The organism is Microbacterium sp. NPDC057407 (assembly GCF_042803895.1).
Classification (GTDB): Bacteria; Actinomycetota; Actinomycetes; order Actinomycetales; family Microbacteriaceae; genus Microbacterium.
The window spans coordinates 396,050-414,233 of record NZ_JBHVCA010000002.1 but is presented as its reverse complement, the minus strand read 5'-3'; the positions used below and the strand labels follow the sequence as shown (position 1 = coordinate 414,233).

Below are 18,184 nucleotides of genomic sequence, written 5' to 3'. Positions count from 1 at the left end.
AGGCCTCGATGGACGCCTTCAGGCGCGCCGCGAAGACCGGCGCATCACCCGCCCTGCTCACCGGGATCAGGGTTGCGCTGGGCATCGTCAGCGTCGCTCTGGCCACCGCGCTCTCGGCCACCGCCGTCGCTTCGATCCACATGGCGCGGCGCGTGGTCACACCCGCCGGACGCGTGCCCGACACGAGGATCCTCGCCCTGGACACGGCCGCCCAGACGATCACCCTCGCGAAGACACCCGACACGGGGCTCCCCGGTCGCTACGGACTCTTCACCACCGGCACCTCCACCTACGTCAAGGTTGGGTCTGTCCTGTCCCAGGACGATGTGAGCGTCAAACGCAAGCTGCTCACGCACATCGGCTCGGACTCCCGGCTCTCGCCTGACGCGGCGTTCAGCGGCTGGTACTACGACAGGCCCGAGCAGCTCCACCTCCCCTTCACGCCAGAGCTGATCGGCTCGGTGGTGGGCCCGTGCCCCGCGTGGTTCTTCCCGGCGGGAGACGGCGACACCTGGGTGATCCAGGTGCACGGACGCGGGACGACCCGCGCCGAGTGCTTGAGGGCCGTACCCCTCTTCCACTCCCTCGGAATCTCCACCCTGGTCGTCTCGTATCGCAACGACGGCGAGGCCCCGCGCAGCAGAACAGGGACCTACACCCTGGGTGCCACCGAATGGCGCGACGTGGACGCCGCGGTCGGTTTCGCCCGGCGACGAGGAGCGCGGCGCATCATCCTGATGGGGTGGTCGATGGGCGGCGCGATCGCGCTCCAGGTCTCGCTGAACTCCGCTCATCGCCACGCCATCGCGGGGCTGATCCTCGAGTCGCCGGTGATCGACTGGCGCATCGTCCTCCAGTACCAGGCCCGCATCATGCGCGTCCCGCCCACGGTCAGCGGACTGGCGATCGAGGCTCTGCAGCACGAGTGGACCGCTCCGATCGCGCGCGCAGGCAGCGCAATCCCTTTCGACCGGCTCGACGTCGTCGCGCGCGCGGCCGAGCTGAGGCATCCGATCCTCATCCTCCACAGCGACGACGACGGCTTCGTGCCGTCCGACGCGTCGCACGAGCTCGCTCGGGCACGTCCGGACCTCGTGCAGCTCGAAGTCTTCGACGTCGCACGGCACACGAAGCTGTGGAACTACGACCAGGACCGTTGGACGCAGCGCATCACCTCGTGGCTGCGCGAGATGAACCTCGCCGGCAGCCGCGAGGGGGCCGAGGTCTGACCGACTCGAGTCAGAGCGACCGCTTCGCCTGGACCTGGCGCTTGACCCGCATCAGCATGCCGGTCATACCCGAGATCCGCAGCGGCGAGACGACCCGCGTCAAGCCGATCGTCTGCGGGAAATCCGACGGGATCGCCAGCACCTCTTCCGCGCGAAGTCCGGTGATTCCCTGCGCGAGGATGCTCGCGAAGCCTCGCGTGGTCGGAGCCTCGGCGGGCGCGGTCGCATGCATGGCGACGACACCGTCATCGCCCACGTCGACGATGATGAAGACCGGCGACTGGCACTCCGCGACGCGCTCGTACAGCTCGGGATGCCCCTCGTACTCGGCAGGCACCGCGGGCAGCTCCTGCGAGTACTCCAACAGGAGCTGCAGCCGTTCCGGCTCGGGAAGCTCCAGGAACTCGTCGCGGATGTCGGCGAGCGCCTCGGGAAGTGCGGTGTCGGTCATCCCCGCCATCCTTTCACGGCGGCGGATGCCCCGGCTCAGCGCGCGGGCAGCTCGCCGGGCTCGGCACCGGTGACGATGGGCACGCGCACTGCGCTGCCCCACTCCGTCCACGATCCGTCGTAGTTCCGCACGTCATCGAAACCGAGGAGGTGCTTGAGCACGAACCACGTGTGGCTCGACCGCTCGCCGATACGGCAGTAAGCGACCACGGGGTCGCCGTCGTTCAGCCCGACCTCGTCGCGGTAGATCGCATCGAGTTCGGCCCGCGGCTTGAAGCCTCCGTCCTCGGCCACGGCACGCGCCCACGGCACGCTCTTCGCGGTCGGGATGTGCCCTGCACGCAGCGCCCCCTCTTCGGGATACGCGGGAGCCGACGTGCGCGACCCGTTGTACTCCTCGGGCGACCGCACATCGATGAGCGGGTTGCCGAGGTGCTGCAGCACGTCCTCCTTGTACGCCCGCAGCGTGGAGTCATCACGCTCCACGACCGGGTAGTCCGTGGGGGTCGGCGTCGGCACGTCGGTGGTCAGCGGTCGACCCTCCGAGATCCATTTGTCGCGTCCGCCGTCGAGGAGGCGCACGTCGTCGTGGCCGAACAGCGAGAAGACCCACAGAGCGTAGGCCGCCCACCAGTTGTTCTTGTCGCCGTAGATCACCACGGTGTCGTCGCGCGAAATGCCTTTGCGCGACAGAAGCGCCGCGAAACCGGCGCCGTCCACGTAGTCGCGGACCACGGGATCGTTGAGCTCGGTGTGCCAGTCCACCTTCACAGCGCCGGGGATGTGTCCGGTCTCATACAGGAGGACGTCCTCGTCGGATTCGACGACGACGAGGCCGGGCGTGCCGAGGTGCTGCTCGAGCCACTCACCCGTGACGAGCCGGCCCGGCTCGGCGTACTCGGCGAACTTCTCCGACGACGGATCTGTCTCGACGGTCATGTTGCTCCTCGATCAGTGCCGATTGTCCGACGGTTAGGGTGGAACCGTCGTCTACGACCTTAGATTCCCCGGCCCCTCGGCCGTCCGCCCCCGTAAGAGTTGGACACAGGATCGCGCATGACCGTCTCGGCACCGACAGGCATCGTCCATCTGACGGAGCGAGACCCGCAGCTGGCGGGCGCGGAGATGGTGGCCGCCCTGGTTCCTCCGCCGCAGTTCGCGGACGCCACCTTCGACACGTACCGGGCCGACCCCGCCTTTCCCTCGCAGCAGGAGGCGAAGACCCTGCTTCAGGCCTTCTCGGGCGTCGCTCAGCCTGAGAAGGGGGGCTTCTTCCGGAGACCCAAGCGACCGGAGACCAAACCCGGCGTGTACCTCGACGGCGGCTTCGGCGTCGGCAAGACGCACCTCCTGGCGGCGATCTATCACGCGCTGCCGGCGCGACGGAAGTACTTCGGGTCGTTCATCGAGTACACGGCGCTCGTCGGCGCCCTCGGCTATCAGAACACCGTCGCCCTGTTCCGCGGGGCCGATCTGCTGTGCATCGACGAGTTCGAGCTCGACGATCCGGGCGACACGATGGTGATGACCCGCCTGCTCGGCGAACTCGTCTCGACAGGAACACGCCTGGCCGCGACATCCAACACTCCGCCCAACGCGCTGGGGGAGGGGCGCTTCGCCGCGCAGGACTTCCTGCGCGAGATCCACGCGATGGCGGCGAGCTTCCAGACGATCCGCATCGACGGCACCGACTACCGTCAGCGCGCCGTCGATGGTCACGCCGCCGTCCTCAGCGACGCCGACTATCGCGCCGCGATCGCGGATGCCGCGGCCTCCGGCGTCGCGTCCGACGACGACTTCGCCTCGCTCGTGGCGCATCTCGCTCGGGTGCATCCCTCTCGCTACATCCGCCTGATCGAGGGGCTCGACGCGGTGGGCCTTCGCGAGGTCGAGCCCTTCGCCGACCAGTCGGCCGCACTCCGGTTCGTCGCCTTCATCGACCGGGTCTACGACGCCGAACTGCCGATCCGGGCCACCGGCGCACCGCTGGACGGTGTCTTTCCCGAAGAGATGCTCGCCGGCGGCTATCGCAAGAAGTATCTGAGGGCCATCTCCCGGCTCGTGGCGTCGACTCTCGCCTGATTCCCGGCGACATCACCTCCGCGCGAAACACGATGTTTACGCGGGGACGGGCCGTGTAACCGACGGGAAACACGACGTGAACCGCCGCCGAAACGGGCCATGACGACACTGGGGTGAACCCGACGCTTTACCTGCGTCCCTGCAGAGAGGTTTCCCCTGAGATGGATCAAGGCAACACCGCATTCATCCTGATCGCAGCAGCGCTCGTGCTGCTGATGACGCCCGGACTCGCGTTCTTCTACGGCGGTCTGGTCAAGGCCAAGAGCGTCATCAGCATGATGATGCTGAGCTTCGGCGCCATGGGCCTGATCGGCGTCCTCTGGGTCGTCTACGGCTATGCGATCGCGTTCCCCGGCTCTGAGGGCCTCGTCCCGCCGTGGTCGATCGACTGGAACAACATCGGACTGTCCGCGCTCATCGAGGTTCCCGAGGGCGCGGCGTACCCGCCGCTGGCCTTCGTCGCCTTCCAGGCGACCTTCGCGATCATCACTGTCGCGCTCGTCTCGGGCGCGATCGCCGACCGCGCCAAGTTCGGCTCGTGGATGATCTTCGCCGCGATCTGGGCGACCATCGTCTACTTCCCGGTCGCGAGCTGGGTCTTCAACTTCGGTCTGGCGGAGGACGGCAGCTTCGCCTACGGCGGCTGGATCACGTACGGCCTCCAGGAGTGGTTCGGCGTCGGTGCGATCGACTTCGCCGGCGGAACGGCCGTCCACATCAACGCCGGTGCGGCCGCTCTGGCGCTCGCGCTGGTGCTCGGCAAGCGCGTCGGATTCCAGAAGGGCGTCCACGTCCCCCACAACCCGCCGTTCGTCCTCCTCGGCGCCGGCCTGCTGTGGTTCGGCTGGTTCGGCTTCAACGCCGGCTCGGAGCTGGCGGCCGACGGCGTCGCCGCGCTGGCCTTCGTCAACACGATCGCCGCGCCCGCCGCCGCGCTGCTCGCATGGCTCGTCGTCGAGAAGTTCAAGGACGGCAAGCCGACGTCGGTGGGCGCCGCCTCGGGTGCGGTGGCCGGCCTCGTCGCCATCACGCCCGCCTGTGCCGCGCTCACGCCCGGCTGGGCCATCCTCCTGGGCTTCATCGCCGGCGCCGTCTGCGCCCTCGCGATCGAGCTGAAGTTCAAGTGGGGCTTCGACGACTCGCTCGACGTCGTGGGCATCCACCTCGTCGGCGGCCTCATCGGAACGCTCTACATCGGATTCTTCGCGACCAACACCGGCCTCTTCACGGGCGGCGACGGCACGCAGCTGCTGGTGCAGGCGATCGCAGCCTTCGCGGTGCTCATCTACTCGTTCGTGCTCGCCTGGATCATCGGCTTCGCGATCCACAAGACGATCGGGTTCCGCGTGAAGAACGAGGACGAGGTGGCCGGTCTGGACACCGTCATCCACGGCGAGGAGGGCTACGTGCTGGAGAACAGCAAGGCCTGACCTCTCGCTCGTCGAAGGGGCGTCGCGGATTCCCGCGGCGCCCCTTCGCGCGCGTTAGCCTGACGTGGTGACATCCCGCCCCGGCTTGATCGGCCGAATCGCACGGATCCTCCGACCCCCGTCGGCTCCCGCCTCGCACGAGGACTCGTCCTCCGCCGATCGCCGCTGGACGGGATCGACCGAGACCGTCGAGATCGTCCCGCCCCCGCCGAGCGGGCTCGTGATCGCGTATGCGCCTGAGGTCGACGGCGAACCGGATGCCGGAGAGGTCGTGTGGACATGGGTGCCGTACGACGAGCGCGACGGCCGCGGCAAGGACCGGCCGGTCCTCGTGATCGCCCGGCGCGACGAGGACCGCGTGTACGCGGTGCGGCTGACCAGCAAGCCGCACGACGGCGACCGCGACTACCTGTCGCTCGGCTCGGGTGAGTGGGACTCCGCCGGACGCCCGTCGTGGGTCGACATCGAGCAGATCTACCTCGTGCATCGGGACGGCATGCGGCGCGAGGCATCCGTGCTCGATGCTGCGCGATTCTCGCGCGTCGCTGACGCGCTCCAGCAGCGGTACGGGTGGGACAGCCGCCCGGCACGGCACTGACCCCGGAAAAGCGAGAACCCCGCCGCGGCGGGGTTCGTCGTGGTGGGCGATACCAGACTCGAACTGATGACCTCTTCCGTGTGAAGGAAGCGCGCTACCAACTGCGCCAATCGCCCGTGACCCGTGGGGCCGAGACTCGATCCTACCCGATGCGAGTGGCCGTCTCGAACCACGCGACGGAGACACGCGCGGGTCGTCATCGGTTTTGCATGCGCCCGAGGATCGGCTAAAGTCATTCAAGTGCCCGGGGCGAACCCGGGAACGAAATGCGGATGTAGCGCAGTTGGTAGCGCATCACCTTGCCAAGGTGAGGGTCGCGAGTTCGAGTCTCGTCATCCGCTCGAGTGCAGGGGCTTCCTTCCGGGGGAGTCACGGCACGTGGGGTCAAACCACACGCGGTGGCGTGGCCGAGCGGCTAGGCACCGGCCTGCAAAGCCGTTTACACGGGTTCGAATCCCGTCGCCACCTCCACTCACAACTGAACTGCCCTCACGGGCGCGATTGGCGCAGCGGTAGCGCGCTTCCCTGACACGGAAGAGGTCACTGGTTCGATCCCAGTATCGCGCACACCAAGACCCGCGGATCTCCGCGGGTCTTTTGTTTTCTAATCTTCGACGTGCCCCACGCGTGCCCTAGCGTGTGCTAATTTCCAGGCAAACAATAAGCGCGCCCCCGCCGAGCGGCAACTCGACGAGGGCGCTGGACCACAGCTCAATGGAGGAGCCATGTCCGTTTCAACAGTACTGAGCCACGAGTTCGCTGGTCGATACATCGTCGAGACCAACGAGTTCGGCCAACGGGAGAGCGTCCGCTTCTCGGAGGGTGGCGCGCTCGTCGAGGTCGCGCGCTATGGCAGCGAGGAATGGTTCTTGTCCATCGACACGGAGCCGACGGGTGAGAGCCGATCTGATCGACTCGCCGCGGCCGAGGCGGTACGAGCGGCCGCAGACCTGATGGCTCGTCTGCTCGCGGGCTAGGTACGTCGCTTGCGCCCGCGCGAGCGATTCGACTGCTTCCAGGTGCCGGGCGGCGGCGGCGCTAGGGCGGCGTCAACCTCCTCGAGAACGTACCGCTTGACCCGCCCAACGTTTCGAGCGGGGATCTCGCCCGATCGCGTGAGGCGGTAGACGGTGTCCCGCGAGACATTCAGGTGCTCAGCGAGCTCTCTGGCGGTGAGGTAAGCCATCGAGCCAGTCTGAGCGACGGGGGTACGGGGGCACCAGACACACGTGCGCACCTTCGAGCGACAACCTGGCCTGACGCCCGTCGGCAGGCTAGGGTGCCCGCATGGCCTCTCGGAAGATCGGTTACTCACGGCCGCTACATGCCGGCGAGTCGTTGGATGCCGAGCTCGAGAGCCTGGCGTCGGCGGATGTCTTGAACGTCGTCGTAGAACCTTCGCCACGTTCTGGTTCGGCACTCGCGGCGCTCATCGCCGGATGCGAATCCGGCGACACCGTGGTGGTCTCCTCGCTTGACCGGCTCGCGGATCAAGTCGGTGCAATGGTAGCCATCCTCGTGGAACTCGCCGACCGAGGCATCGTGCTGGATTGTCTTTCGCTTCCCGACGCACGCACTGCCGACCCGACCGTCGTGACGGTGCTACGTGAGTTGGACGCAGCGAGTCGACGCCTCCGGAGTCGTCGAACGCGTCATGGAATGCAGACGAGCGGAAACCGGCCCGGCAGGCCGCCGGCGTTGTCGCCCGAACAGGTTGCCGTCGCAGCCGAGCTGCGCCGTTTCGATCGCTCGTACGCTCACATAGCGCGTGTGCTGGGCGTGTCGACGTCCGCCGTCCAGCGAGCGCTTGCGCGGTAGACGGTCGGCCGCCGAACGGGGATGTCTGCGGTCCCCGTCACAATGTTCCCGTGGAACTCTATGACCGCGAACGCGAGTGCACGGCTGATGAGCTGGAAGAGCTAGATATCGGCCGGCGCGTCATGTTCAGCCGTCTCCGCAGCGACTCCTCCGCGCGCCCGCTCGTGAGGGGCATTCTGAGGGCGGTGCGACGCGTCGACTACTTCGTCGGGAACATGCCACGGCACGGAGTTGAGGTGACGGTCGCCTTCCCCGGACGCTATGGCGAGAACCTCGAGAGCCACGGGCCTCTGCCGCTCAAGCATCCATTTCGGGTCGGGAGAATCGTTCCCCCGCGGCCTGATCCGTGGGACGATTACCCGCCCTCGACGCGGCCCCGGAGGCGGCCGAACCAGCCGCGATGACCTAGCAGCCTGCCTCGATGCGCGAGCGCCTGCAGTGAGTGCACAAGTTCATGATGGTCGGGGCACACCGCCGTCTTCGCCACTGCCCGGGATTATGGGCGGCGGGTGATCTGCGGGACCGCTCCAGTAGAACGGGTCCTTCAAGGGGGTTCCCATCTGTTTCCAGAAGTAATGGGTTGCCATGTTGAATGAGTCGCCGACGGGTCGACCGGCTAGGTGGTCAAGGTAAGCGCGTCGCTGACGCACGATATCGATCTCAGGAATTGTCTCTGACCATCGGGCCTCGAGCCGCGGAGGGGCCGGGCTTAGCCCGCGGAGTTCCCACCGCTCGCCTACGGCGATGTAGCGGACAGCATGCACCGGAACCAGCCCGACGACCGGCGTGAATTGGTGATGCAGGGCGATACGAGCACCGAGCAGCCCGTCTACATACGGTCCTAGCTCGGGATCTACTTGCGAGGGCGTGAGTTGGCCGGAGTAGATGCCTTCCGCCCTCAAGAAGTCTTGCATGGAATGAACCCACTCGAGCACGTCGTGCGCGGCGATCACCACCAAGGCGCTAGCCGACTCCCCGGGGCCGAGCTCCCCTGAGTTCTCCCGCGTCAAATCCTTGGGAAGCTGCTTGTTCGCCTCGTTCCAGCGGCCGATTGCGAGGCGATACCCGTGCCGCACCATGGGCAGGGGATTCCTGTGCATGGGGTGATCTGGGGGTGGATAGATCCGGGCGCGTCGCCGGCCGTAGGAGTGAAACTCGTCGCCAGGGCGGGCCCCCGTCTGCCCCGTTGCTGGGAGAATCCAGATCGGATCACCGTCTTCGTTTTCCGGACCGATCTCTCTTGATGCGCCTGGCACCCTCACCATGGCCTTGAACATATCTCAGAGAAACCGAAGTTAGGTGCTTGATGAGAGTTGTCGGCTCGTGTTGTCAAGTCGGATCGCGGCGTGTCATAGTTGTCATACCGGCGTCAGTGTCCAGCTTCCGGAAATCCGGTGGTCTTCGACTGGTGCCGGTTTTTCCTGCCCTCGCACACCTTCATTCGGTTTGCGGATAGTACGTCCGCTTCCGGGGATAGACGGTGAAACCTGCCTGGTGAATCTCGCCCGCGCGCCAGTGGACGGCCATCGACCGACGGATCTGGGGCCACAGGTAGGTGGGCGTCGCAGGGGCCACTCCGGAAGTGACGCACTCCGAACATGAGTACGCAACGATGTCAGCGAGCTGTAGGAGTTCTCGATCCCACGAGCTGAGGTCGGTATCCAGCCAAAGCGGCTTGTCCACGACGAGCTCGAAGTTCGGTTTGACTGCAAGCTTGGATGCCATGAGGTGACGCATCCGGTGCATGTCACCTGAGCGGAAGTATCGCTCATGCTCGGTCTGCTGGTCAGCGATCAGAACTGCGCTCTCTCCGACGTAGAGCTTCTCAAGGGTGAAGGCGACACGCTCGTGGAGGAGCGCATACGCGACCCCCAGCGGGTGTCGGTATTTTTCGTCCGCTGCGATCAACTGCGCCTTGTCGATCGTGACAGACAGGACTAGAGGTCGATGCTTGTAAAGGATGAGGCCCAAGTCGTTCACCAGGCCCGTGACGCGCTTCGGGGTGGCAAGCCTCGAATACCCGGCTGGCGACTGTAGGGGTACCCCGACAGTCGCACCTCGCTCAGCTCGCCGGAGATGGCGACCCTTAATCTCGGTATCCGCCCACGGTCCTTCCATCGCCTCTGCTCCGAAGTGCCGCTTTTTCGTCTCGAACAGCGCGTCGGCCATCGGCTTGCGCGCGGAGTCGCGGATACCCACGGCCGAAAGCGTGAAGTATCGGCTCACCCCCGGGGCCAATGTCGGAACCGACGCTTTGGGATCGAGGCGAAGGGATGAATCTCCACACTCATCGACGTAGAACAGCAACATGACGCGAGCCTAGCGAGCGCCACCGTCGCAACACCCCCTTGGCTTTACGACTCTGGTCCATCGGGCTAGGCCCCGAGGGGGGCCGCGGGCCCGAGCCCGTGGCCACCCCTCGGGGCTCGTCTAGGCGACCACAGCCAACTCGACGTACAGGTTCGACGAGTCAGCGATTGCCGCGAGCGTGCCCGAGGACAGCGTGAAGGTGTACTCGGTGGGGACGTTGGTGAGCGCCTGCGTCCACGACTGGCGCAGCGTGGTCCCTTCGTACAGGCGCAGTGTCGCGTTCGCGGTCCCGGTGTCGGTCCAGAGCCGTTCCTTCAAGCTGCCGCTGGCCTTCACGGCTCCGGGCGTGATCCGGACCCGGAGGCTTGTCTCCGACGCTGACACTGCCGGGGACTCGACGTAGGTGGTGTCCGACTCATCGGACAGGGCAGCGCCGTGGTTGGCTGCGCCGCCACCGATTGTCCAGGAGCCGACGGCGGTGCCGTTGGTCGGGACGACGCGCTGACTCGTTGCGCCGGCGATCGGAACCCGGACCTCGACGGTGTCGGATGCGGTGAACCCGTCGTTGTCGGTGACCGTGCACCGGAGGATGTACAGCGACCCGAGAGCGCCCGCCGTGAACGACGGCGTCGACGTACTGCTTCCGGTGAGCGCCGGCGCGCCCGACGTGGGGTAATCGAACGACCACGCGTAGGACGCGATGGAACCATCCGGGTCGCTCGCGGTCGCCCCTAGAGTCACCGTGGAGGCCGCGGCGACGTTCTGGTGTGCGCCGGCGTCGACAATCGGAGGGGTGCCGTAGGGCATGGAGTTGAAGCCCGTCGCGGCGTCTTCGAAGGCCGGGTCGTCGATCCGGACGGTAACTGTTGTGCTGCTGGTGGAGGACTTAGCACCGTGCCGACGGCGGGTGTACGAGTCCGCGCCGAGGCTGATCCCGGTCCGGAGCCCGGTGTCTAGTCCAGAGATGGGCGTCGCGCCGTCTCCCGTGTAGACCGCGACGCGGAACTGTCCAGCCGTCATATCGAAGTAGTAGACGAGGCGGTACCACGTGTCGGCCACGATCGTCGCTGTCGACTGCCCGCCGGCGGTGATCCACTGCGCACCGTTCGCGTCGTCCCGCACGCGGAGTTGGCCGAGGGCGGTGACCTCGATGTGGGCCCGTTGGGAGGAGCCGTTACCGAGCCACACCACTGCCGTGTCAGCACTGGGTAGCGAGCCGACAAATCGGATGAAAATGCGACCGAGCACCGCGGTCGCGGCGATGTTGTGCTCTTCGTAAACACCTCCTGAGGCGGAGGTGCCGACGTACTCTGCACATCGAGTGCCGTGCATCGGCGTCGAGGTCGAGATTTTGGCCGAGGTGCCGCCCGTGAGGACGATGAGGCCAGCACCGCCGGTGTTGCTGGAGTCGAGGTTGTCTCCATTGGCACCGGTGTCGTAGCCCCAAGTGTCGAGTGTCATGTGTTCTCCTTCGTGAGGGATTAGCTGCCGAGCGCGAGTTGGAGCTCGCGCACGAGGTTGTCGCGCTGCTCCTGCGGCGTCTCGCCTGGAAGCAACGGTTGGGTGATCTCGATGTGCGCGCCTGCGCCGGCCGCGCCGCCGAGTCCTTCGCCCCGGAACGCGCTGAGCGGGTTGAAGTCGAGCGCCGCGCGTGCGGACTTCTCGACGATCCCGGCGTTCTGGTCGATACCCATGGCGATACCGGCGGGGAGCCACCAACCGACTTCCTTCGCCCACTTGCGGGAGGGCGACTGGATGCCGAGGTGCTGGTTGACCTTGACCATCGCGCCGTCGGCGGCTGAGATTGCCGCGGCGATGACCTTCCACCGGGCGGCTTTCATGCCCTCGGACATGCCGCTCACCATCTGGAATCCGGAGTCGTAGAGCGCACCGGTTGGGACGGAGGAGCTGATGCGAGGGCCGAGGCCCGCGGCGATCTGCTCCACGGTGGGGACGTTGGCATTCATGCCGTCACCCATGCCGGCGACCGCCTGCGATCCGGGGTTGTAGAGCCACGTCGGCGCGTCGAGCGTCGCGATACCAAGCTGAGCTTTGACCGCGTTGATGACTTCCTGCGGCACACCGGACGTCGAGACCGCATTGAGGAATCCCGACGCCGCTTCGGCCCCACCGTCGCTGAGCTTCTGCTTGTACTCGGCGACGACCAGGCTGGCCGCGTACTGCACGTTGGCCTTGATCTGTTCCTCGAACGCCTTGGCGACCGCTTCGGGGGTGTTGTACTGCCCGACGCCGGTGACGTCATGGACGAACTTCTGGACTGCGGAGTAGTCCTGATCCTTGAAGTACATCGAGCTCGCCGCGCCGCCGGTGGTGCCGAGAACGTCCTGTAGCTCATCGAGCCACTGAGGCTTAGCGCTGAACGACCGCACCGTCTCCTCCGCCGTACCGAACACCTCCTCGTTGCCCGCGATCCATGCCGAGACGGCCCCGACGATGTCTTTCGCGCCACCTACGAGGTCCGCGAGGACGGGGGCCAGGTCGACGAGGACGTCAGCGAGATCACCGATCACCGAAACGAGGACGGGGGACGCCGCCTCGACGAAATCGTTGATCGCGGGGGCCAGGTCATCGGAGATGTCGGTCAGCGCGGTAGCGAGGTCCGGGAGAAGGGACTCCACGCCAGCAACGAGCGCGTCGAGCGAGGGCGTCAGGTCGGCGATGACGCCGGTCGCTGCGGGCAGCAGATTCGCGGCGATGTCGCCGAGCGCGCCGAGGAAGTTCCCGAACGTGTCGGCGATCGGCTGGATCGCGGGCGTGATGCCCTCGAGCGCAGCGTCGAGACCCTCGGAGAATCCGTCGAGCCCGATCGCGAACTTGGTCGAGTTGAGCGCCGTGGCGATCTCTTCGATCAGTCCACCGAGGAACCCACCGGCCGATCCGATGAACCGCTCGAACTGGCGAGGCATGTCGGCGAAGAGGCGACCGATCGCCTCGACCGCTCCCCCGAACGCGTCCATCGCGGCGTACGAGCCGCGGAACACGGCCGAGAGCCCGCGCTGGAAGTCGGCGCTGTTCACGACCCGCTGCCAGTCGAGCATCATCTTGCCGAAGCCGTCGAGCCCGCCAGAGCCGGCCTGGTCCGCGGCCTTCCAGATGCCCGAGAAGACGCCGGCGACGCCCTTCGTGGCGTCCCAGAGGTCGTACATCGAGTCGATCGCCTGCTCCATCCAGGAGCCGAGTCGACCGTCGTTGCTGATCGCGTTGAGCCAGTTGTCGAAGGTGTTCGCCTGCCGCACGAACCATGCCGCGAGGCGCGGGGTGTAGCGGGAGGCGATCTGGGAGAGAGACGTGAGCGCGCCGGCGAACCCGTCCGCGCCGGTCGCGAGGATCCGCCAACCCTCGGCGATGCCGCCGAAGATCGACTCGAGTCGTCCACCGCCCAGCGAGCGCCCGAAGGCTTCCGCCAGGGCACCGGTGAACTGCCCGACGCCCTGGGACAGCTCACGGAACGAGTTCCGCAACTGCGGCATGAGCCCCTGGACAAGGTCAAGGATCGGCTGGCGCGCGTTGTCCCAGAACGTGGTGCGGATGATGCCGCCGAGCTCGTTCATGTCGCCCGACAGCGCCCCGAGTTCCTCGCGCGCGTGCTTGAGCGCGACGAAGAGCACCGTGAGCGATCCGGCCGCGTTGATGATGAGACCGGGGAGCACCAGGAACGCGGGCAGGATGGTGAACAGCCCCTGGCCTATGCCGACGAGTCCCGAGACCGAGCCCGCGAGCGCCGCGATGAGCGACGTGATCCCTGTCGTCCACCCGACGATCGCCGGGAGAGTCCTGTCGAGGTTTCGGAGCTTGCTGACGAGGTCGTCGATCCACTTCCACGTCAGCCGAGCACCGGACAGCGCCGCCAGGGTCGCGAGCGTCTTGGTGATGGACGCCTGGCTGACCCGAACCACGAGCGTCACGAAACGAGTCCGCGCGGTGTAGGCGAGGCGGGCGTTCGCGATTGCCGTGGTCACTGCCACCGGAATGTCGACCTGGTGCCGCTCCGCGGCGTCGACGAGCCGCCGGACGTCGCGGTCGAACTTCTCCTTGTCGGCGATCTGCGCGGCGAGGTTCGCCTTGAAGTCGCCGAAGGATGCGAGGCGGCGCTGGATGCTTTCCTGCAGCTTGCGGGTGTTGATCGCGGCCCTGTCGACCGTGATCGCCGCGTTCGACGAGAGCTTCGACATGTCGATGCCGTCGAGTTGCCGCTGGATGTCGCTCTTGATGCTCCGGGAGTCGACGTTGGCCTTGTTGACCCGGACCCGCATCGATGTCGTCCGCTCGATCGCGCGCATCTTCTGCTCGAGGTCCCGACGGAACTTGGTCGTGTCGGGCACGACGCGGATCGAGACGCGGCCCACGCTGCGGCCGGGGTTGAACGTCACGACGTCACCGTCGGGACGAAGTCGGGCACCTGGTGGGGGAGTTGGTTTGCCATGGGGAACCTCGAAGAGTGAAGGGGATAGGGGGAGCCGCGACGCCAGTCGGGAACGGCTTTCGCCGCGCTCAGGGGCGCGGATCACGGGGAGGGGGCAATCGGGCGCGGAGCGGCTAGGCGAGGGTCAGAGGCGAGGCCGTGCTCGTCCTCTGGGCCGCTCGACGGCAGGGAGTCGAGCAGTAGATGGCTCCGACGCGGGGCTGCACGAACTCCTGAGCGCAGAAGCGGCATGCGATCTGCTTTCGGGCCTCGCTGGTCGAGCCGTAGCGATCCTGGAGGTACCGGTGGCGGTTGCACAGGGGACCGTGCGCCAAACGCCGCTCAGCGGCGCACCCTTCAACCGAGCAGATGATCGACTTCCGCGCCGACATAACGCACCTGCTTTCGGGAGGGCCTACTTACCCCCAGACCCGCGCGCACCGCGAAGCACAGAACGTGGCGGGCTGGGGCGCGGGGTGGGGGGGGGGTGGTGGGCCCTGGTGTCTTGGGTGACGATGGGTGGTGCGTGTTCTCTGCTACGCGCCCTTAGGTGCTCGGCTCCCTGCCCGACTGAACAGGGGGCCGAGCGTCCTCCACGTCTGGTCGACTGTCAGGTGAGGCGACATGCAGCGTGTGTCGGCTGTCGGTCGCATGTGCTGTGCGGGAGAGTGAGGACCGCTGTACTCTCCCCGTCATGGAGAGTGTGCAACTGGGGCAACGCGTCATTGTGGATGGGCTCGAGGGAGTGGTCGTCTCCCGTGTTGGGGACGGACCCGAGACGAAGCGGTGGGTGGAGCAGCTGCACCTCGAGCCGTTCCCCGTCGCTCACGTGCGGCTGAGGTCGGGCGAGATCCGCACCTACGCGCTTGAGGCGCTCGAGTCCGTGCTTTGACACCCCCGGGGGACAGGTGAGCCCCGACCGGGTGGGATTGATTCCACTCGGCCGGGGCCCGATAGAAGGGGAAGGAGAGGACCCTGCTAGTCCCGGGGCCAGGGCGGCACTGCTGGCTGCCAAGGGGCGAGGTTGGCGGTGCTGCCGCGGTTCTCGCGCAGCACCTCTTGATGGATGGATTCCTGCAGGTTGGCGCGGTCCTTGGCTGCGCGCTTCGCGAGGTCGTCGAGGTGCTCTCGGTAGTGCCGGCCCAAGCGGACCCGCGCGATCGGTTTCAGTTCGGCGAGGTGCCGGAGGACGACGGCCCGGTCGGGATCGTCCCATGGTGCACGTTCGTCCGGAATCTCTCCGGTCTCCGTCTCCAGCCGCTCAGCCAAGTAGTACTTGCTCCAGACCCGGGGATAGTCGGCGATCAAGCCGGCAAGCGGCCACATGCTCGCCGGCCCGTTCCCCGGGACGTGCCGGGGACGGAGAGCGTCAGCGTTGCGCTCTATCTCCCCAAGTTCGACACCCAGCCGCGCTACCTCGGCCCAGTGCACGGCTGCCAGCGGGTGCTCCACCAGGTCCGTCGCGACGTGCACCCCCTGAAGATGACCGACCGCGGATGCGGCCTTATCGAAGATCGCCTGGACGTCCGCAGTAAGCGCATCCTCGATCTCGATCAGGTGTGACGTGACCCATGCCTCGGCGCGGTGGGACACCTCCTGGAGCGCGGCGTCCTGGACCTTCGCGAACAGCTCCCGACGTTTGAGGGCCTCAGTCGCTGCGCTGATCCTGTCGATTGCCGTGGACGGGTCTTGTCCGTCGAGGATCGCGCGAGCTGCGTCTTCGGGCGACACCGGCCGGTCAGCCGGTCGAGCTTCCAAGATGTCCCCGGCCCGCTTGTGGGCTTCGACGAGGGCACTCCATCCGTCGATGCCGCCGGCGATCCGGTGGAACAACGGAGATCGATTCAGCGACACCAGCCGCTGGAACGGCGCGGTGTCCGGCAGCGCAGCGAGCGGCCGCGCGAAGACTGAAGGCAGGTTGGCCGAACTCAGGGTTTGCTGCGTCGTCATGCGTGGCCTCCGAATCGAGCCAGTCGTTCCCCGACCCTCTCGCGGTTCTCGCGGACGGAGCCGCTTCGAGCATCACCCGAGGTGCCCTCGCCTGTCAGTCGCTTCCTCGCTTGTTCGCGAGCCTCTTGAACGGAGCCCTCCGAGCCGGCGTCGGCTGAAACGGTGAGCGCCTTAGCAAACGTCTGGACCTTGGCTGTGTCGACACGGCCGTTCTGTCCAGCGAACTTTGTCGCGTCGGTGAACTGGAGCGCGCGACGAATGCGCTCGAGCGCTTGCTCATCCGATTCGCTCGGACCCTGCGCGAGTGCGACGATTTGCGCCTCGAGATCGGTGGGGGTGGTCATGCATTCTCCTTCTTGCTGATCCGGATGATGAGCCCGGCGGGGTCACGGTCGAGGACGACATCCCAGCCCTCGACGATCAAGTGGGCGACGGGGACGATGGCCGACGTGGCGAGGAACTTCGCCCTGTAGCGCCATTCCTTCCGTCCCGCGCGGGTGAAGCCGATCTCAGGCGCTTCCCGCGCCCAGATCGGAGGGGCGATCCCCAGTGCCCGGAGGGCTTCCACGGGAGTCACGCGCCCGCTCCCGTCGACCGAATTGCGGACTCGTATCGGCGTCGCCAGCGGCGGCCGTAGCGCCGCGCTGCGTCGAGAAGCTTCACGAGCGACTCGTTGTCGGCGATCGCACTCTCAAGGCGAGCACGAAGCTCGTTCGCTTCCGATAGCTCGGCGTCGAGTGCGATCGTCTCGGAGTCGACGAGGCTCCCGTTCAACGCGGCGGTGGGTGTCACGTGGCTTCTCCTTCTTGGGTGACGTGGGCGGTGCGGCGGGCTGAGTCATTCGACGTCCGCCGAATGGAGGGGGAGGGTAAAGTCCCGCGCGCCGGCCGATCGCTCGGCGGCAACGGACGCGTAGTACTCCTGGACGAGAGCGGCGAACGCTTCGGGGTCGTCCCAGGCGCTGACCATCTCGGCAAACTTCCGTGGCTTGGGCGCGCTCATGCTGCGAGCGGTTGCCCGACGCGATCGAGGCTGCTCGCGTCCACGCGGATGAGGCGAGGGCCGACGCGATCACCGCGCACAATCCCCGCCGCGATGTATCTGCGAACGGTCTTTTGTGAGACGCCAAGTCTTGCCGCCGCCTCCCCGATGCTGATGTAGCTCATTGGCTGCCTCCTTAACGACGAAAGCCCCGCGCGGATGCACGGGGCCGGGAAAAGAAAACGCGCCCGGCGGGAAGCCGTGGCGCGTTGTGGACGGATATGTCCCAATATGAAGACTCTATCGGCCACGGGTGTTCAACCTCAACCCTCCGTCCTCCAGCGATTGCGCTCGGCTTCCCTCGCGGCGAAATGCCCGTTGATGATGGTCCGGTTGCCCGTATTCATGACGTCGAGACCCCAGGACGCCGGGATGTCGCCGCGGCGTACGGCCTTTCGGCCTGAGGTTGCCTCATTTCGGACCCAGACCGCCCCTACGCCGTCGCGTTCCATCCATCGGCGAATCGTGCGGGGAGAGACCCCGCACAACTTCGGCAGTTGATCGACCGGCACCAGCACGTCCAGGGTCACGTGGCGTTCTCCAAGTCCTGGATGCGCTCGAGTGCGGCGTTCGCTTCCTCGACAAGCGCCTCCCTTGTCGTGTCCGGATGTCCTTGCTCCAATTCGTCCGTGCGAGCGAGAAGCGCACTGACGTACTCGCCGGTCAAGACACGTAGCGCCTTCCCGAAGACCCTGCCCAGTCTGAGAGCGTCCGGCACCCGGACGGAGGCCTCTCCGATCGCATCGGACTGCCCTTGCTCGTCGTCGATACTGGCGATGAGCCGCGCAGCTAGACGCTGCGCCTCAACATCGAGCTGAGCGTCCCGGTGCATCAGCGGGGGCCGATCGGCCAT

At 66.7% G+C, this 18,184-nt stretch carries 22 protein-coding genes and 4 tRNA genes; 11 read left to right on the top strand and 15 right to left on the bottom strand.

The genetic code is table 11. The features are described from left to right. The first annotated feature begins 8 nt into the window (after nucleotides 1-8). Entirely contained in the window at nucleotides 9-1,229 is a 1,221-nt protein-coding gene (locus ACFUTX_RS06870) for an alpha/beta hydrolase (protein ID WP_378861814.1), read from the top strand. A 10-nt stretch (nucleotides 1,230-1,239) separates the two neighbouring features. On the opposite strand, the gene ACFUTX_RS06865 is transcribed toward ACFUTX_RS06870, so the two are convergent. Both ACFUTX_RS06865 and ACFUTX_RS06860 read right to left on the bottom strand, forming a co-directional pair. After that, nucleotides 1,240-1,680 (bottom strand): SufE family protein, encoded by a 441-nt coding sequence (locus tag ACFUTX_RS06865; RefSeq protein WP_378861812.1) that lies wholly within the window; start codon nucleotides 1,678-1,680, stop codon nucleotides 1,240-1,242. A gap of 35 nt (nucleotides 1,681-1,715) precedes the next feature. Next, a complete protein-coding gene (locus tag ACFUTX_RS06860) occupies nucleotides 1,716-2,618 on the bottom strand; it encodes a sulfurtransferase (RefSeq protein ID WP_378861809.1) in 903 nt (300 codons plus the stop codon). A 117-nt stretch (nucleotides 2,619-2,735) separates the two neighbouring features. Between ACFUTX_RS06860 and zapE the strand changes: the two genes are divergently transcribed. From zapE to ACFUTX_RS06845, 3 genes are all read left to right on the top strand, one after another. Continuing rightward, nucleotides 2,736-3,761 (top strand): cell division protein ZapE, encoded by a 1,026-nt coding sequence (gene zapE, locus ACFUTX_RS06855; RefSeq protein ID WP_378861806.1) that lies wholly within the window; start codon nucleotides 2,736-2,738, stop codon nucleotides 3,759-3,761. Between the two features lie 161 nt (nucleotides 3,762-3,922). Continuing rightward, nucleotides 3,923-5,191, top strand: a complete 1,269-nt coding sequence (locus ACFUTX_RS06850) for an ammonium transporter (RefSeq protein ID WP_378861803.1) — start codon at nucleotides 3,923-3,925, stop codon at nucleotides 5,189-5,191. Nucleotides 5,192-5,258: 67 nt separating this feature from the next. After that, entirely contained in the window at nucleotides 5,259-5,789 is a 531-nt protein-coding gene (locus ACFUTX_RS06845) for a type II toxin-antitoxin system PemK/MazF family toxin (RefSeq protein WP_378861800.1), read from the top strand. Nucleotides 5,790-5,829: 40 nt separating this feature from the next. Here the strand turns inward: ACFUTX_RS06845 and ACFUTX_RS06840 are convergent. Further along, nucleotides 5,830-5,905 (bottom strand) — tRNA-Val (locus tag ACFUTX_RS06840). 152 nt (nucleotides 5,906-6,057) lie between these two features. On the opposite strand from ACFUTX_RS06840, the gene ACFUTX_RS06835 reads away from it, so the two are divergent. The 4 genes from ACFUTX_RS06835 (at nucleotide 6,058) to ACFUTX_RS06820 (ending at nucleotide 6,766) form a co-directional block, all read left to right on the top strand. Beyond that, nucleotides 6,058-6,130 (top strand) — tRNA-Gly (locus ACFUTX_RS06835). A 56-nt stretch (nucleotides 6,131-6,186) separates the two neighbouring features. Beyond that, nucleotides 6,187-6,260: transfer RNA gene (locus tag ACFUTX_RS06830), tRNA-Cys, on the top strand. A gap of 24 nt (nucleotides 6,261-6,284) precedes the next feature. After that, nucleotides 6,285-6,356: transfer RNA gene (locus ACFUTX_RS06825), tRNA-Val, on the top strand. Nucleotides 6,357-6,514: 158 nt separating this feature from the next. After that, nucleotides 6,515-6,766 carry a hypothetical protein gene (locus ACFUTX_RS06820; protein ID WP_378861797.1) on the top strand — a complete coding sequence of 84 codons (252 nt, stop codon included), beginning with the start codon at nucleotides 6,515-6,517 and terminating at the stop codon, nucleotides 6,764-6,766. Here ACFUTX_RS06820 and ACFUTX_RS06815 read toward each other — a convergent pair. Next, nucleotides 6,763-6,975: a helix-turn-helix domain-containing protein gene (locus ACFUTX_RS06815; RefSeq protein ID WP_378861794.1), complete on the bottom strand. Its 213-nt coding sequence runs from the start codon at nucleotides 6,973-6,975 to the stop codon at nucleotides 6,763-6,765. The genes ACFUTX_RS06820 and ACFUTX_RS06815 overlap by 4 nt on opposite strands. A 101-nt stretch (nucleotides 6,976-7,076) precedes the next feature. On the opposite strand from ACFUTX_RS06815, the gene ACFUTX_RS06810 reads away from it, so the two are divergent. Together ACFUTX_RS06810 and ACFUTX_RS06805 are read left to right on the top strand one after the other, a co-directional pair. Then, a complete protein-coding gene (locus ACFUTX_RS06810) occupies nucleotides 7,077-7,607 on the top strand; it encodes a recombinase family protein (RefSeq protein ID WP_378861791.1) in 531 nt (176 codons plus the stop codon). Between the two features lie 50 nt (nucleotides 7,608-7,657). Then, nucleotides 7,658-8,011, top strand: a complete 354-nt coding sequence (locus tag ACFUTX_RS06805) for a hypothetical protein (RefSeq protein ID WP_378861788.1) — start codon at nucleotides 7,658-7,660, stop codon at nucleotides 8,009-8,011. Nucleotides 8,012-9,044: 1,033 nt separating this feature from the next. Here ACFUTX_RS06805 and ACFUTX_RS06800 read toward each other — a convergent pair. The 3 genes from ACFUTX_RS06800 to ACFUTX_RS06790 all read right to left on the bottom strand — a co-directional run bounded on the left by ACFUTX_RS06800 (nucleotide 9,045) and on the right by ACFUTX_RS06790 (nucleotide 14,308). Beyond that, complete coding sequence (locus ACFUTX_RS06800) at nucleotides 9,045-9,917, bottom strand: DUF3800 domain-containing protein (RefSeq protein WP_378861785.1); 873 nt, start codon at nucleotides 9,915-9,917, stop codon at nucleotides 9,045-9,047. 120 nt (nucleotides 9,918-10,037) lie between these two features. After that, nucleotides 10,038-11,378, bottom strand: a complete 1,341-nt coding sequence (locus ACFUTX_RS06795; protein ID WP_378861782.1) for a PKD domain-containing protein — start codon at nucleotides 11,376-11,378, stop codon at nucleotides 10,038-10,040. A gap of 20 nt (nucleotides 11,379-11,398) precedes the next feature. Next, nucleotides 11,399-14,308 (bottom strand): hypothetical protein, encoded by a 2,910-nt coding sequence (locus ACFUTX_RS06790; RefSeq protein WP_378861779.1) that lies wholly within the window; start codon nucleotides 14,306-14,308, stop codon nucleotides 11,399-11,401. 726 nt (nucleotides 14,309-15,034) lie between these two features. On the opposite strand from ACFUTX_RS06790, the gene ACFUTX_RS06785 reads away from it, so the two are divergent. Next, nucleotides 15,035-15,232, top strand: a complete 198-nt coding sequence (locus tag ACFUTX_RS06785) for a hypothetical protein (protein WP_378861776.1) — start codon at nucleotides 15,035-15,037, stop codon at nucleotides 15,230-15,232. A gap of 86 nt (nucleotides 15,233-15,318) precedes the next feature. On the opposite strand, the gene ACFUTX_RS06780 is transcribed toward ACFUTX_RS06785, so the two are convergent. The 8 genes from ACFUTX_RS06780 to ACFUTX_RS06745 form a co-directional block, all read right to left on the bottom strand. Next, on the bottom strand, nucleotides 15,319-16,290 hold the full coding sequence (locus tag ACFUTX_RS06780; RefSeq protein ID WP_378861773.1) for a hypothetical protein: 972 nt from the start codon (nucleotides 16,288-16,290) through the stop codon (nucleotides 15,319-15,321). Continuing rightward, complete coding sequence (locus tag ACFUTX_RS06775; protein WP_378861771.1) at nucleotides 16,287-16,634, bottom strand: hypothetical protein; 348 nt, start codon at nucleotides 16,632-16,634, stop codon at nucleotides 16,287-16,289. Before ACFUTX_RS06775 ends, ACFUTX_RS06780 begins: the two co-directional genes overlap by 4 nt. After that, the gene (locus tag ACFUTX_RS06770; protein WP_378861768.1) at nucleotides 16,631-16,867 is read right to left on the bottom strand and encodes a hypothetical protein; all 237 of its coding nucleotides are present in this window, start codon (nucleotides 16,865-16,867) and stop codon (nucleotides 16,631-16,633) included. The genes ACFUTX_RS06775 and ACFUTX_RS06770 overlap by 4 nt, the downstream gene beginning before the upstream one ends. Continuing rightward, entirely contained in the window at nucleotides 16,864-17,082 is a 219-nt protein-coding gene (locus ACFUTX_RS06765; RefSeq protein ID WP_378861766.1) for a hypothetical protein, read from the bottom strand. The genes ACFUTX_RS06770 and ACFUTX_RS06765 overlap by 4 nt, the downstream gene beginning before the upstream one ends. Before the next feature lie 45 nt (nucleotides 17,083-17,127). Next, the gene (locus ACFUTX_RS06760) at nucleotides 17,128-17,292 is read right to left on the bottom strand and encodes a hypothetical protein (RefSeq protein ID WP_378861763.1); all 165 of its coding nucleotides are present in this window, start codon (nucleotides 17,290-17,292) and stop codon (nucleotides 17,128-17,130) included. Further along, complete coding sequence (locus tag ACFUTX_RS06755; RefSeq protein WP_378861760.1) at nucleotides 17,289-17,456, bottom strand: excisionase family DNA-binding protein; 168 nt, start codon at nucleotides 17,454-17,456, stop codon at nucleotides 17,289-17,291. Before ACFUTX_RS06755 ends, ACFUTX_RS06760 begins: the two co-directional genes overlap by 4 nt. A 138-nt stretch (nucleotides 17,457-17,594) precedes the next feature. Further along, nucleotides 17,595-17,861: a hypothetical protein gene (locus ACFUTX_RS06750; protein WP_378861757.1), complete on the bottom strand. Its 267-nt coding sequence runs from the start codon at nucleotides 17,859-17,861 to the stop codon at nucleotides 17,595-17,597. Then, nucleotides 17,858-18,184, bottom strand: a complete 327-nt coding sequence (locus ACFUTX_RS06745; RefSeq protein ID WP_378861754.1) for a hypothetical protein — start codon at nucleotides 18,182-18,184, stop codon at nucleotides 17,858-17,860. The genes ACFUTX_RS06750 and ACFUTX_RS06745 overlap by 4 nt, the downstream gene beginning before the upstream one ends.

What these genes read in the sequence shown, in the direction of transcription:
- ACFUTX_RS06870 (WP_378861814.1), top strand. Translation starts at nt 9, where the DNA reads ATGGACGCCTTCAGGCGCGCCGCGAAGACCGGCGCATCACCCGCCCTG.
- ACFUTX_RS06865 (WP_378861812.1), bottom strand. Translation starts at nt 1,680, where the DNA reads ATGACCGACACCGCACTTCCCGAGGCGCTCGCCGACATCCGCGACGAG.
- ACFUTX_RS06860 (WP_378861809.1), bottom strand. Translation starts at nt 2,618, where the DNA reads ATGACCGTCGAGACAGATCCGTCGTCGGAGAAGTTCGCCGAGTACGCC.
- zapE (WP_378861806.1), top strand. Translation starts at nt 2,736, where the DNA reads ATGACCGTCTCGGCACCGACAGGCATCGTCCATCTGACGGAGCGAGAC.
- ACFUTX_RS06850 (WP_378861803.1), top strand. Translation starts at nt 3,923, where the DNA reads ATGGATCAAGGCAACACCGCATTCATCCTGATCGCAGCAGCGCTCGTG.
- ACFUTX_RS06820 (WP_378861797.1), top strand. Translation starts at nt 6,515, where the DNA reads ATGTCCGTTTCAACAGTACTGAGCCACGAGTTCGCTGGTCGATACATC.
- ACFUTX_RS06815 (WP_378861794.1), bottom strand. Translation starts at nt 6,975, where the DNA reads ATGGCTTACCTCACCGCCAGAGAGCTCGCTGAGCACCTGAATGTCTCG.
- ACFUTX_RS06810 (WP_378861791.1), top strand. Translation starts at nt 7,077, where the DNA reads ATGGCCTCTCGGAAGATCGGTTACTCACGGCCGCTACATGCCGGCGAG.
- ACFUTX_RS06800 (WP_378861785.1), bottom strand. Translation starts at nt 9,917, where the DNA reads ATGTTGCTGTTCTACGTCGATGAGTGTGGAGATTCATCCCTTCGCCTC.
- ACFUTX_RS06795 (WP_378861782.1), bottom strand. Translation starts at nt 11,378, where the DNA reads ATGACACTCGACACTTGGGGCTACGACACCGGTGCCAATGGAGACAAC.
- ACFUTX_RS06785 (WP_378861776.1), top strand. Translation starts at nt 15,035, where the DNA reads ATGGAGAGTGTGCAACTGGGGCAACGCGTCATTGTGGATGGGCTCGAG.
- ACFUTX_RS06780 (WP_378861773.1), bottom strand. Translation starts at nt 16,290, where the DNA reads ATGACGACGCAGCAAACCCTGAGTTCGGCCAACCTGCCTTCAGTCTTC.
- ACFUTX_RS06775 (WP_378861771.1), bottom strand. Translation starts at nt 16,634, where the DNA reads ATGACCACCCCCACCGATCTCGAGGCGCAAATCGTCGCACTCGCGCAG.
- ACFUTX_RS06760 (WP_378861763.1), bottom strand. Translation starts at nt 17,292, where the DNA reads ATGAGCGCGCCCAAGCCACGGAAGTTTGCCGAGATGGTCAGCGCCTGG.
- ACFUTX_RS06755 (WP_378861760.1), bottom strand. Translation starts at nt 17,456, where the DNA reads ATGAGCTACATCAGCATCGGGGAGGCGGCGGCAAGACTTGGCGTCTCA.
- ACFUTX_RS06745 (WP_378861754.1), bottom strand. Translation starts at nt 18,184, where the DNA reads ATGGCCGATCGGCCCCCGCTGATGCACCGGGACGCTCAGCTCGATGTT.